Origin of the sequence: Microcoleus sp. C2D2, from assembly GCF_036702495.1 — a bacterium.
Lineage (GTDB): Bacteria > Cyanobacteriota > Cyanobacteriia > Cyanobacteriales > Microcoleaceae > Microcoleus.
On the sequence record NZ_JAUBTO010000026.1, the window covers coordinates 1 to 13,559 of the forward strand.

11 protein-coding genes are annotated in these 13,559 nt (G+C 46.3%); 5 read left to right on the plus strand and 6 right to left on the minus strand.

Annotation, left to right across the window (positions count from 1 at the left end):
• Window positions 1–375: 375 nt before the first annotated feature.
• Together QUB61_RS11245 and QUB61_RS11250 are read right to left on the minus strand one after the other, a co-directional pair.
• Window positions 376–912: a GNAT family N-acetyltransferase gene (locus QUB61_RS11245; RefSeq protein ID WP_333133401.1), complete on the minus strand. Its 537-nt coding sequence runs from the start codon at window positions 910–912 to the stop codon at window positions 376–378.
• A gap of 4 nt (window positions 913–916) precedes the next feature.
• Entirely contained in the window at window positions 917–1,120 is a 204-nt protein-coding gene (locus QUB61_RS11250) for a hypothetical protein (RefSeq protein WP_333133402.1), read from the minus strand.
• A 133-nt stretch (window positions 1,121–1,253) separates the two neighbouring features.
• On the opposite strand from QUB61_RS11250, the gene QUB61_RS11255 reads away from it, so the two are divergent.
• On the plus strand, window positions 1,254–2,615 hold the full coding sequence (locus QUB61_RS11255; RefSeq protein WP_333133403.1) for a calcium-binding protein: 1,362 nt from the start codon (window positions 1,254–1,256) through the stop codon (window positions 2,613–2,615).
• Between the two features lie 213 nt (window positions 2,616–2,828).
• A complete protein-coding gene (locus tag QUB61_RS11260) occupies window positions 2,829–4,187 on the plus strand; it encodes an Mbeg1-like protein (protein WP_333133404.1) in 1,359 nt (452 codons plus the stop codon).
• 342 nt (window positions 4,188–4,529) lie between these two features.
• On the opposite strand, the gene QUB61_RS11265 is transcribed toward QUB61_RS11260, so the two are convergent.
• Both QUB61_RS11265 and QUB61_RS11270 read right to left on the minus strand, forming a co-directional pair.
• A complete protein-coding gene (locus tag QUB61_RS11265; RefSeq protein WP_333133405.1) occupies window positions 4,530–5,894 on the minus strand; it encodes an MFS transporter in 1,365 nt (454 codons plus the stop codon).
• 134 nt (window positions 5,895–6,028) lie between these two features.
• Complete coding sequence (locus tag QUB61_RS11270) at window positions 6,029–8,092, minus strand: Eco57I restriction-modification methylase domain-containing protein (protein ID WP_333133406.1); 2,064 nt, start codon at window positions 8,090–8,092, stop codon at window positions 6,029–6,031.
• A gap of 223 nt (window positions 8,093–8,315) precedes the next feature.
• Here QUB61_RS11270 and QUB61_RS11275 point away from each other — a divergent pair, with 223 nt between their 5' ends.
• The 3 genes from QUB61_RS11275 (at window position 8,316) to QUB61_RS11285 (ending at window position 11,091) form a co-directional block, all read left to right on the plus strand.
• The gene (locus tag QUB61_RS11275; RefSeq protein ID WP_333133407.1) at window positions 8,316–8,456 is read left to right on the plus strand and encodes a hypothetical protein; all 141 of its coding nucleotides are present in this window, start codon (window positions 8,316–8,318) and stop codon (window positions 8,454–8,456) included.
• Between the two features lie 245 nt (window positions 8,457–8,701).
• Window positions 8,702–10,339 carry a family 10 glycosylhydrolase gene (locus QUB61_RS11280; RefSeq protein ID WP_333133408.1) on the plus strand — a complete coding sequence of 546 codons (1,638 nt, stop codon included), beginning with the start codon at window positions 8,702–8,704 and terminating at the stop codon, window positions 10,337–10,339.
• 167 nt (window positions 10,340–10,506) lie between these two features.
• Complete coding sequence (locus QUB61_RS11285) at window positions 10,507–11,091, plus strand: Uma2 family endonuclease (RefSeq protein ID WP_333133409.1); 585 nt, start codon at window positions 10,507–10,509, stop codon at window positions 11,089–11,091.
• Window positions 11,092–11,246: 155 nt separating this feature from the next.
• Here QUB61_RS11285 and argF read toward each other — a convergent pair whose 3' ends face one another.
• Together argF and dusB are read right to left on the minus strand one after the other, a co-directional pair.
• On the minus strand, window positions 11,247–12,167 hold the full coding sequence (gene argF / locus QUB61_RS11290; protein WP_333133410.1) for an ornithine carbamoyltransferase: 921 nt from the start codon (window positions 12,165–12,167) through the stop codon (window positions 11,247–11,249).
• A 196-nt stretch (window positions 12,168–12,363) separates the two neighbouring features.
• A complete protein-coding gene (gene dusB / locus QUB61_RS11295; protein WP_333133411.1) occupies window positions 12,364–13,377 on the minus strand; it encodes a tRNA dihydrouridine synthase DusB in 1,014 nt (337 codons plus the stop codon).
• Between the last annotated feature and the right edge of the window lie 182 nt (window positions 13,378–13,559).

The following is a 13,559-nucleotide window of genomic DNA, read 5'->3' on the forward strand; positions in this document are numbered from 1 at the left end:
TTCCACAAAAGATAAATTTTCTTGTGGAACAGGCATCTTGCCTGTTCATAAAAGGTTAATTGACAATGGTGCAACATATGAGGTTAAAGGAACTGTGTTAAGCCCCTAGCTGTTTAGTTTTCGCCGCTATGAGTCCCCCGTTTACGCGCCAAAGTGTGTCGTTAACTGTTTTTATGCACTCCGGGCGCAGGAGTTTAACCTTGACTACTCTAGTATACTAGCAATTTCCTGACTTTTAGTCAGGGATTTAAGAAATTAAAGCCGTCCTAGAAGGACAGGGTTTTAGACCCAATTTCCTTGATAAAGCCACGAATTTTTCAGCTTCTTTCTGTATCAGGACTCTTCCTCCTTACTACAAACAGTACCTTTTATTTTTCAAAGAAACTTGAGCATCGAGAGGGAATGACTTTGATAGCCTAATTTTTGATAGAGATTCACCGCAGGCTGATTGCTGAGAAATACTTGCAAACCAATTTGCCGATCGCCCCTTTCCCGCGCCCAATTTTCAGCATGAATAACTAAAGCTGCACCGACTCCTTGACGGCGATGTTCCGGTGCTACGTACAGCAAAAAAATGTGAGCGTAACGTTCTCCGGTGGTTTGGTCGATCGCATTTCCCAACCACAAACATCCGACAACCGATTGGAGATTTTGGACTTGAGATTGGGGATTGAGATACTGCGAGGGAAGCACCGGCAAAATTTCTGCCTCTTCCTGGCTGTTTTTCTGGCACTCTACCCACCAAACCGGCGTCTGGTTAGAAAAATACTGCTCGACAGTTTGAGCCAAATGTCCCAATTCCCCATCCGGGTAAAGCTCTCGGTATGTCCGGTGCATAAACTTTACCAGTTTTGCTCGATCGAGTCCCGATCCCGAGCGCAGCCCGTAGCCCGGTATTAGTTGAGCAGACATCAGATCACCGGACACTGAGAGCCCAATAATTTAGCCCCAAGAAAATTGGATTCACTACTGCCGCTTGCTTTTGGGGGATCGCTTCCTCAATCGGTGCCGGGGCAGCCATGTCAGCCGGCAAAAAGATGCGAGCGCTGACTGCTACCAGAGCCGCAAAAAATACTAATATCGCTATGAATGGAGCAATGTATTGACGAAGGATAGCCATAACCGCAAAAACTTGATTCTTGAGTTGATATTATCAAGTGTACCATACAAATCTTGTCAGCTATAATGGCTGATTGGACACTTAGCTCAAGCTTGAGCGATCGCCAATACCAACATACACAAAATATAATATTATGAGTGCCTCGCCTGCTGTTTATGAAGCTCTGGCTAAGTCAATTGTTTTTTTGAATCAAAAACCGAACGCGCAAAATGAAGTTGCGCGTTTCCTGGAGACTAATGCCTACTATATCGATCGCATATTCGACGACCCAGAAACCGGCTTTTATGCGATCGGCTTCGGTTCATCCGACCCCCAAAAACCGCCAGTCCTCGTATTCCGAGGTACAGATTTCATCGACGGCGAAGCTATATTTTCCGACTCCCGGGACATTGGTTTACCCGAATTTGAAAAGAACAAAGATAACATCCAAAACTGGCTGACACAAATCGGTCAAGATACTGGTAAAAACCCCAGCAAGTTATTGCCCGATGTCATCGGTCACAGTTGGGGCGGAGCTGTCGCTCAAATTGTAGCGACCGAATACACATCTATTACCGGCGATATCTTTACTTTCAACTCTCCGGGAGTGTCAGCGAGTACCTTCAACACTTTTCGGAGAAATCTCACCAGAGTCGGCAACAAAAATGTCAATCACTACATTGTCAGCGGAGATTTCGTCACCTTGTTTGGCGAAGCATTTCTGCCGGGAAAAGTATTTCTCCAAAGTTTTACAGACCCTAGTATTAATCCCTTAACTGTTTTGGCAAAACATCGAACTGAAAATTTGTTAACTAATCCGCCAGCGGATTTTTTCCAGAGGCAAATTTCTGTAGAACAATTAAACAGTCCCGAGTTTGCTTATAACAACGACTCAGATTTTAACGAGTTTATCGCTGCGATGAATTTTGCCCTGCCCAATGTGTCAATACCCATCAGAACCAGAGCGGGTGCAGAGAGTTTGAGAACAGCACCCGAATTTTCTTTTGTGCAGTTAATCAGACAAATGCAATTCGGTTTAGCTCCCTTGCAACCGAATTATTTATCAGGCGACGCTCGCAACAATACTGCTACCGGGGGCCCTGGAGAGGATACAGTTATCGGCAACGGCGGTAACGATACTCTCAGAGGCAATCGAGGTAATGACAGCATCACCGGTGGTGATGGCGACGACTTCTTGTACGGCGGCAGAGATAACGATTATTTCGAGGGCGGCAACGGAAACGATTTGATTTCCGGCGAGTTTGGCAACGATTTTTTAATTGGCGGCGCGGGGCGCGATCGCTTTGTATTGGAATCCGGCGGCGGAGCAGATGTGATTGTAGATTTTCAAGATAGTGAAGATTTAATTGCACTGTCGCGGGGTCTAACTTTTCCTCAAATTAGAGTAACCCAAGGTGTTGACGGAGCTTTAATTACTATCCCGATTACTGGGGAAATTCTGGCTACTCTCAGAGGCGTAGTGGCAAGCAATATTACGCGGGTAGATATTGTATAGCTTTAGTGCGAGAAAAGTTTCTAGTTTGGGTGGCGCGAAACCGAGGCGGGTTTGGTACCGAGATTGTTTTTCCTCAAATTTTTTTGGCTAAATTTCTCCCTAAAAAGCAACGGAATATGACCAATTAATATGGTTAATAAACGTAGTTTACAGTAAACTTAATTAAGTAGCTTAAACACTAATTCCCAATCTAACGACAGGAAATAAAAAAATATGCCCTCCTCCCCCGCCGCTTACGAAAATATAGCCAAACAAGCTGTTTACGTAGATAACAACCCCCTGTTTCAAACTTTAGTTCAAACGGGTTTGAGCGCTGCTGGCTACCTAATCGATCGCACCTTTGACGATCCCGGGACTGGATTTCACGCGATCGGCTTAATTTCCACCACCCCAGACAAACCGCCCGTTTTAGTATTTCGCGGCACCGACTCGCTCATAGACGAAGTTGGCAACGCAGACAAGCGCGGCGTCGGTTTCAACCAATTTGAAGCCAACAAACAGGCATTAGGAAATTGGCTGACACAAATCAGTCAAGATACAGCAAAAAACCCCCGCCGCTTGCCCCCCGATCTTCTCGGACACAGCTTGGGCGGTGCTTTAACGCAACTAGCCGCCACCGAATTTACCTCTACTATCGGAGATATTGTCACCTTCAATTCTCCCGGAGTTGCTCAAAGCACAGTCAATACATTTAAGCAGAAAGCCGGCGCCGGAAAAAATGTAACTCACTACATAGTTAGCGGCGATTTTGTTAGTTTGGGAGGAGAAGCTTTTCTCCCCGGAAAAGTAGTTCTTCAAACATATACAAACCCGATTATTAACCCGCTACTTGTCTTGGAAAAGCACGTCCAAAGCGGTTTTTTAACTGCTCCTCCTCCCGGTTTGACTCAGACAGAAATCTCTGTAGACCAGTTGAACCGCCCTGATTTCACTTTCACAGATTCTGATTATTTAGAGCTGTTAGGTGGCTTAGACTTTGCACTGTCGGCCTTGGGAACATCGCTGCGATCGCGCAGCAGTTTAGAGCAATTCAGAACCGCTCCGGGAAGCTCCTTTTTAGGAACCGTTGGTGCAATAACAACTGCTCTCGATCCATCGCAAGCTAACCAATTACTAGGCGACGATGCCAACAATACAGCCTCAGGTTTTGCAGGGGAGGATATTATCATTGGTAATGGGGGAAACGACACTCTCACCGGCAATAAAAACAACGATATTATCAGCGGTGGTGTCGGCAACGACCAGCTATTCGGTGGCAAAGGGGATGATAATTTGAGCGGTGGAGAAGGAGACGATACGCTCGTTGGCGGAGTGGGTGCGGATCTCTTAATTAGTGGCGCTGGACGCGACGTGTTGGTGTTAGGAGTAGGCGCCGGTACAGATACATTTATAGACTTTCAAAAGGGTCAAGATTTAATCGGTTTGAGCGGAGGTTTGAGGTACAACCAACTGAAAGTTACTCCAGGCGATTTTATAACGACGATTGAAATTGCCAGTAACGGCGAAGTTCTTGCCAGTATTACTGGCATTCCAAGTAGTCCGCTAACAGGTAGTGATTTTATTGCGATTTAGTTGGCGGCTGGCAATACAGATATTCGGTAGGGACATAACAATGTTGTGTCCTGATTTTATCTTAGGAACGCCACACAGAATTTATACTCATTCGATGATTAAAAACATCAATATTCCTGCTGGGGCGGGTTCACCGAAATCTAGGAAAAGTAGTGCAGACATTGGTAAACCGGCGTTGCATAATTGCGGGATGATTTTGATTGTTTTGTGGGATGGGCGTCCCGCCCGAAGGCGTGTATTTTCACAGCAGGCGGGACACCCCACAAGAATCATCCTCAAATTGTGCAGCGCGGGTAAACCCGCCCCACCCGGATCTTATAATTATAGCGACCGGACTTGATATTAATCGAAATCGTCCAGTCCAGGCCTGGGCATGGATGCTAATTTTTTCTCATCTTCTAGGGGCAGAAAGAAAATGGTCAGCATACCGGGAATCACTGCCAGCGCGCTCATCAAAAAATAATTTTGATAGCCGAGATCCGCCTGCAAGTAGCCGCTAAAAACGCCCGGAATCAGCACTCCTGCGGCCATAAAAGCCGTTGTAATTGCATAGTGAGATGCTTCGTATTCAGGGCGGACAGTCCGCATCAAGAACACTGTATAGGCAGCTACGCCAAGTCCGTAAGTAAATTGCTCGATCGAATTTACGGCATAAGCCCATTCAATCCCCGGTTGATTGATTGCCAACAGCCAATACAGCACGTTAGTTGAATTTTGCAGAATTGCCGTCGGCCACATCCATTTTTTCAATCCTTGTTTTGCAATTAAATAGCCGCCCAGCAAACCTCCAATTAACAGAAACATTACCCCGATCGTACCCGATAACAGACCCATGTCCGATGTGGAAACTGCTAATCCTCCTTTCTCCACTTTATCCATTAAAAATGGCGGAGCCATTTTAAAAGTCAAGGCATCGCCTAACCTAAAAATCAAGACATAAGTAACAATCCAACCAATTTTATCTTGCTGAAAATAAGTTTTAAAGGCTTCGATAAAGCTTGTTGTTTGTTGGGGGGTGTCGGATTCCAGATCGTAATTTCGAGGATAGGGAAGATACCACCGCTGAAAGAGATATATCAGCACAAATATAATCGCACAAATGCCAAAGGCTGTCGCCCATCCGTAGTTAAGCGCAGACACGCTAAAATCCGAACCGAAAAGTGACAGCGGAATGTCTTGATATATTTTGGTGTCGCCTGTATTTCCGGTGACTAAATGCTGTTCGGCCAGTTTCCCGGCTAAGAACACCAATACACCGCTACCTGCAATGACAGCACCTCTATAAGCCGTGTTGCGAACCCCGACAAACAAGGCTTGCTGGTCTTTATTGAGAGTGTTTAAATAAAATCCGTCAATGGCGATGTCGTGAGTAGCTGACACAAAGGCGATCGCCGTAAAGATAACAAGCGATATAATAATCGGTGCCGGCGTTAATACGCCAAAAGCTAGGAAAGCAAACAGAAAAGCACAAATGATTTCGGTTGCTAAAATCCATTTGCGTTTGGTGGAATACAAATCAACAACTGGCCCCCACAAACCTTTTAATACCCAGGGAAAAGACAAAAGACTTGTCAAGCCGATGAGCTCGTTGCTGGTTCCCATACCTTTCAAAAAAATCACCGACATTAAATTAACGACGGTGTAAGGGAGACCTTGAGCGAAATACAATACTGATACCCACAATCCAGCGTTATGCTTTTTTTTCATTGCAAAGATATTTTGGCGAGTTATTTATCTAATTTACTGAGTGCGATCGACAATTCCGGTCAACTAAACCGCTTGCATCACAGTATATGTCATTCCGATGCCAGCGGCAGCCATATAAATAGTGTATTTTAGCATCATTCAGACTCACAAATATTTGAATTTTTGGAATAAGCCTGCAATAATTTTTCTCCGTTAAAATGAACGAGGTAAGCGCGAACATTCTTTTCCCAGTCAGAAGTGTCATAAGTTCGCAGCAGTTCCAAAGCACTTTCTTGTATCTGATATGCAGTTTTTGGACTATTCACCGGACGTTCGGGACTGTCAGGATTAACAACAATTAAACCTGCATCTAGAAACTGATGCACAGTCTGGCGGCGCACAGTTTCCCGCGTATGTGGCGCATACTTTTTACCGTATTGCTGCTCCATAAATTCCATAATTGGTGTGATTCCCCGAAGTGGAGATTTCGCCGATTCCCAAGCATCCTTTGGCTTGAGGTCAAGCAAAGCCAGAAGGGTTAAGGCGGAACGTTCGTTAAGCTGACCTTTTGGAAAACCCAGCGCTGCAAGTATTTCTAGAGATTCATCAATACGGTTCTTGATTGTCATCGGGCTATTTTCTAACGGATTGGTCGCGTTAAGCAGTTGTCTCTCGACAAGTCGATCGATCTCCCGCTGTGTAGGAAATATGTCTCCAATTTCACTACCAAGTAAAAGTAATTGCTCTACATTAGGATACTTCAAATTGCGTAAATCCGTAGCATTAACTTGAGTGTGTCCGTTGAACAGTCGGAAAAACGCATCTACCAAACTCGAATTTAGATAAACTGCCAATCCCCGCGCCAGGGTGAGGTCTAACCCGCGTCCCTGTTGGTGAAAGTAATTCAAATGGTTCTCAAAACCCACGCTACAACTATTAATTTTATTGGCATCCCAGACAACTGCAACAATTCGCTTTTTCTCTTCCTTTGACGAGAAGCGCTTGCTCAAAACATAATGTTCGTTAGGTACGAGGAGTGCAGCAGTTTTTTCCGTGACAGCTAAAGCTTGATGCTTTCTCGTTGCTGTGGGATATTCAACACCGCCAGCCGAGAAGTGTGCGGGATAAATCAGCGGAACTGTACCGTTCTCAGGTTTTAGTCGCAAGTCAGAGCGAACACGAAAATCTACCACTTTTCCGGTAGAAACTGTTAAGCTTAATTCCTCTAGGGTGCAAGTAAATTGAGCTATTTGCTCGACTACTTTCTGGCTGACAGAATCCGGTAAAATCCGAATAAATTGCTCGGAATCTTTGGGATTAATTAAGGCGGTATAGGGCAGTTGGTGAGACAAAACCAGGTCGTCGCCCGCGCTGCTGCTTGAGGTAATTAGTACAGTATCTGGCTGTTCTATTTGTTTGGTGGCGCGCACAATAATAGTTTCTTGCAGCACCGCATCATCGCGAAATGGCAACTGTCGGGATTCAAAGATGTGTACTTGGCGCAAAGCCATCATTTGAAGGAATACTTTGCGGAAATCTCGAAAGTATAAACCGTTGCAAAAGCTGCGGGGAGTAATCGATACTAATTCACCGTTTGGTTTGAGCAGGTGAGCGGCAGCAACTGTGAAGCCAGCGTAGAGATTGCTGGTTTCTAGTCCTATAGAACGCAGCAAGGTTCGGGCTTGGGATTTAGCGTCTATCTTGGCATAGGGAGGATTGATAATTGCATGGGTAAATTCCCGTTTTACTGGTTTTGTGAATAGATTGGGCTGCAACATATCGGCGCTGTCTTGAATAAAATCTATTTCGCGAACCTCACAGTTAAAAGATAGCCCAAAATGCTGACATTCAATACTGCACAATTCTAAAGTTTGCTTGAGGTATTCAATCAAAATAAGGTCGATTTCATAAGCTGTAACGTGCAGGCTACGCGGTCTGTTTGGGCGCTGACAAAGCTCGCAAACAACTGCTGCTAACAGGGAACCAATTCCTGCACCGGCATCTAAAAGCGATATATCGGGACAGTTAAATTCAAACATTGCCGCCATCAAACTTGCGACTGAGGAAGGTGTTAAAAATTGTCCCTTTTCTCCTCTCTGGCTTTGCTGCAACTTTCGGGTTGCTTCTTGGCGCCAGCCATCTACTCGATCGAGTAAATTGCTTGCAGTTGAGTAGCTGTTACCCGCAAGGGCTAGCGTTTGAAAGTGCGGTACTATCATTTGTTCAAAAAGTGCGTTAGCGAAGCCCTCGAAGAGGATCGCGAGTTCAGTTTATTTTCGCGAAAATAGGAATCTATACGCTATCATAGTACCAGTTTACTCTCTTCCCATAACAGAAAAGGGCAGCCATGAGTCAAGAAAGTTTTACATTTCTCCTTGATGGCGAAAAAAAGAGGCGCTGAAGGCGATCGCTACTGTCACCGATCGCAATTTAACTTATGTTTTGAACGAAGCGATCGCTTTTTACCTGGATATCTATCAAGGGCTGCTTGATGAGATTAATAAAGGGGTCGCCGAGGCGGAAGCTGGAGAATTTGCCAGCGATGATGAAGTTCAAGCAGTTTTTGTTAAATTGACTAAATAGGGTTAGTATTATTGAACCGCGAAGACGCGAAGGACACGAAGGAAGAAGAAAGAAGAAGAAGGAAGAAGATAATTTTATACCGAGAAGGGTGTAAGAGGCCCGATCGACTTTTTCTGCAAGCGTGTGTTTTGCAATACCTATTTTACTTATTTGCCCACTTAATGTACCATTGTGCGAAAATGTCAAGCGGACGCTCAAACCAAAAGTCTGTAAAGGACTGTTAAACGCTCTCTCACACATTTCTGATGCGAAATACCAAAACATTCTTTTTGTCAAGCTTGTTCCTGATTGGCTTAACAATTAGTTTTCTGCTGACTCCTGGTTGGTTCTCCAACTTCCCATCCCGCGCTAGCGCAACTATGCCCCCGCAAACCCAAACCGCCGAATTTCGCGCCTTCTGGGTGGACGCCTTCAACCCCGGCTTCAAAACCCCTCAAGAAGTCACAAAATTGATCGCAGACGCGCAGCGGGCAAATGCCAACGCGATCGTCGCCCAAGTCCGCCGCCGCGGCGATGCTTTTTACACGAGTGCGATCGAACCCCGCACCCTCGATCCTAACGTTCCGGCGGGTTTCGATCCCCTGCAAGATTTGATTGACAAAGCCCACGCCGCAGGCATTGAAGTACACGCTTGGATGGTGACGCTGCCGGTGGTTTCGGGCAGCAAACTTCCCGCCGGTCACGTTTGGCAGCAACACGGGCCTTCTGCCCCAGGAAACGACAATTGGGCGATGCTGACTTACGGGGGGGAAGCACCCGGTTTCCTCGATCCCGGCCATCCAGACGCCCTAGATTATACTGTTTCCGTCTATTTGGACTTGCTGAAGCGCTACGATGTGGACGGCGTACAGTTGGATTATGTGCGCTACGGCGGGCCGACTTGGGGCTACAATCCGACTGCGATCGCCCGTTTCAATCAGCAAACAGGTCGATCGGGCAAACCCTCACCCACGGATCCCGCGTGGATGCAGTGGCGGCGCGAACAGGTGACAAATTTAGTCCGGAAGCTTTATGTAGAAAGCCTTGCGATTAAACCGCGCGTTAAAATTACCGCCGCCACGATCGCCTGGGGAGACGGCCCCACAAATGATGCAGGGTGGTATCAAACGCAGCCTTACAAAGAAGTATTGCAAGATTGGCGCGCTTGGCTGGAAGAAGGGATCGTAGACATGGCGATGCCGATGACTTACCAGCGCGAGTACAAACGATCGCAAAAACTCGCTTATGACCGCTGGATCGAGTACGCCAAAGACCACCAGTACAACCGCCAAATTGCGATCGGCCCCGGCAATTACCTCAACTACATCGAAGACACCCTAGCGCAGGTTCGCCGCGCCGAAGATCCCTCTGCAAAAGGAAATCACGTAGCCGGTACGGTGCTGTATTCCTACGCTAGCAGCAACGTCTACACGAATGTGGAACTGCGATCGGGCGGTAGCGGTGATTTGCCCCGCCAGCCTTGGAAATACGTTCCCCAAAGCAACGATTTGTTTTACAGGGCGCTTTCTGTGCCGAGTCAATACGTTGATGCTGCGACGGGCAAAACCTATGAAACTCAGCCTGTGTGGGCGACAGCAGCAGCGGTTCCCGATATGCCTTGGAAGTCGCGGCCGACTACAGGTGCGATCGCCGGAAATTTGCAGCGGTGCGATTCCCTACGGGATAGCTTCGCCGCGCGTACTTGCGACGGTGCCAGCTTGACATTGCAGTCGATCGATGCTGCTGCCAAGGTGCGTCAACTGCGCGCCGATGGTAAAGGATGGTTTGGGGCGATCGAGCTTTCTCCGGGAACTTATCAGTTGAAAGTTGACGGAAGTCAAATTCAACAAACAGTTAATGTTGTCGCCGGTGAAGTCACCAAAATCAATCTCGGAGCATCTTAACCGGTCTACTCGTTACCAGGCTCTACCTGGTAACGCATATCCGGAGGCTCTGCCTCCAATTTCGATAAAAGCTTGCGAGGCAGAGCCTCTAGATATCGGTTCCCAGGCTCTGCCTGGAAACCAGTTAAAATCATCCCACATCAAATTATAAATTTATCAATCGAGATATGCTAACAACTGAAGCCCCTTTCACGCTCCGTAAATGGACAGTTAAAGAGTATCACAAGCTGGGAGAAATCGGAATTTTTAATCCAGAAGAACGACTCGAATTAATTGAAGGAAATATTATAAAAATAAGTTCAAAAGGAACTGTTCACGCTTCCGCCACTAGACGCACTGCTAACCTGCTGAACAATCTTTTGGGAAATCAGGCTGCTGTTTATACCCAAGATCCGATCGCACTCGATGACAATTCTGAACCCGAACCAGATATCGCCGCAGTCAGAATCGATCCGTTTGACTGTGCGACTCACCATCCCACTCCCTCAGAAGTATATCTCATTATCGAACTGGCAGACAGCAGCTTAACTTTCGATCGCGAAATTAAAGCCAAAGCTTACGCGCGATCGGGAATTGCCGATTATTGGGTGCTAAATGTGAATGAGCGACAACTGCACGTTTTTCGAGAACCTACTGAAAATGGGTATCAAAGCGAAGTAATTCTTGCGGAAACTGCGAGCATTTCACCGATCGAATTTCCCGCTTTCTCTATCGCCATTCAGGCAATGTTGCCCCCTCTGGTATCAAATTGAAAACGGCTGTATCAATTCTCTTCATTTGTGAATTATGTTTTTTTTGTTAACCGCAGAGGGCGCAGAGGGCGCAGAGAAAGAGAATAGAAGAGATAGAGAGAATGGCTTTTCTCTTGTTCTTCAGTCGGGCGATTCTTCTCTTCCCTTCTCTATTCCTAATCGCTTTCTAGAATGCTTGCGAGCAAAGCTTGCTGAGCGTGCATCCGATTTTCTGCCTGATCCCAAACGCGCGATTGACTGCCTTCCATCACTGCATCGGTAATCTCTTCATCCCGGTGTGCGGGCAAACAGTGCAGTACAATTGCATTCTTATCTGCTAACTTCAGCAATTGTTCATTTACCTGATAGGGTTCAAACAAAGGAATCCTGATTTTTGCTTCCTCTTCCTGTCCCATACTCGCCCAAACATCAGTATAAATCACTTGAGAATTCTTAGCAGCCGCTTCCGCATCAGCAGTTACAGTAACTTCTGTTTTTCCCTGAGCAATTGCCTTAGCTTTTTCCACAATCTCAATATTCGGGCCGAAATCTTCAGGACAAGCAATTCTGACATTTATCCCGGTCATTGCACAGCCCAACATCAGCGAATTTGCCATGTTGTTACCGTCGCCAAAATAAGTCAGGGTCAATCCTTCTAGCTTGCCAAAACACTCTTTTACTGTCATTAAATCCGCCAGCACTTGACATGGGTGTTCGTCATCTGTCAGCGCATTAATCACAGGAATTTTCGCATAATTGGCAAAAGTTGCTAAGTCCTTTTGCTCGAAAGTCCGAATCGCCAAAATGTCTAAATATCTGTCTAAAACCCTGGCTGTATCTACCAAAGGTTCGCCGCGGCTGACTTGTGTAACGTTGGGATTGAGGTCAATCACTTGCCCTCCCAATTTATACATTGCTACCGTAAAACTTACCCGCGTTCGCGTTGAAGCTTTGGAAAATAACAAGCCGAGAACTTTATTGCGTTTCAGCTTGACCATTCCGGATTTTAAACTGGCTGCTAGATCCAGCAAATAATTTAATTCGTCAATGCTTAAATCTGCCAGACTTAATAAATCTCGCCCTTTTAATGAGTCCATGCTTTCCCCCACACACAAATTTTTAACTTTGTCTTAAATCTTAGCCCCCAGAGGTGGGTTTTGTTTATTTTAGCTTGCACCATTCTCAAGAACAGGCAAGATGCCTGTTCCACAAAGATTAGATTTTATTGTGGGGTGGGCAGGAGAGCCCGCCCGTGAAAGGCTTATTAACAATGGTGCAATATCTAAGTTTATTTCAACTTGCGGGCAATTGCTCGATCGCGCGATCGATCGAATCGCAACCTTGTTCAACCGTTTCTACCACAGCCAACACGCCCCGCAATTCCCCAGCGCCCGGGAAACCCTTAGCATACCAGGTTAAGTGCTTGCGCGCTTGGCAGACACCGCTTTCACCTTTATATTCCCACAAAGCTCGCAAATGTTCCTTAGCACATTCGAGGCGTTCAATTGGTGTCGGAGCTATCTTTTCTTCACCTGTTTTCAAGAAATAATCAACTTCTCCCACCAAAAAAGGATAGCCCAAAGTTCCCCGCGAACACATTACTCCATCCGCGCCGGTTTCTTCCAGACATCGCATCGCTGCTTCCACAGAAAAAATATCCCCGTTAGCAATAACTGGAATCGATAAAACTTCTTTCACTCGGCGAATCCACTCCCATTTTGCCGGGCCGGTGTAACCTTGCGATCGAGTGCGGCCGTGCACGGTAATCATTTTTGCTCCCGCATCTTCCATCCGCTTCGCAAATTCCAAAATATTAATTTCTTTGTCAGTCCAACCAATCCTAGTTTTAACAGTGACAGGAACATCTACCGCTTCCACAACAGCCCGCACAATTGCCTCGGCCGTTTTCGGGTCGCGCAGCAGGGAAGAACCGCCGCCGTTTTTAGTAATTTTGTTAACCGGACAGCCCATATTAATATCAACAGTATCCGCTCCTTCTGCCACTGCTTTCTGGGCCGCTTCTGCCAAGAAATCCGGCCGGCAGTCAAACAATTGAATGCTAATCGGGCGCTCGTTCGGGTCAACTTCCATAATTCTCGGCAGTTGCTTCACGTAGTGCAAACCCGTAGCGTTTACCATTTCCGTGTACATCATCGAATCCGGCGCGTAGCGGCGCACCAGGCGGCGAAATACCAAATCGGTAACGCCGGATAAGGGCGATTGCAGGACGCGGCTTTTAACTTCAAAATCGCCGATTTTGAGCGGAGTTGCTAACCTTTCTTTTAATTCGGGAGATAGAGCAAGCATAGTCGATCGCACTTTAATTCTAATATCTGTATATTATACTACACTTCAGATAGTTGACCGTTGTTAACTATATTTTTAGCCGATTATTGAGTGACAGCTAAAAGTATATTTAACCTGACTGCAATGCCTATTTTACAGATCCCGATCGCCCGAATTTGAATATTGTTAAACCAGGGCCCAAA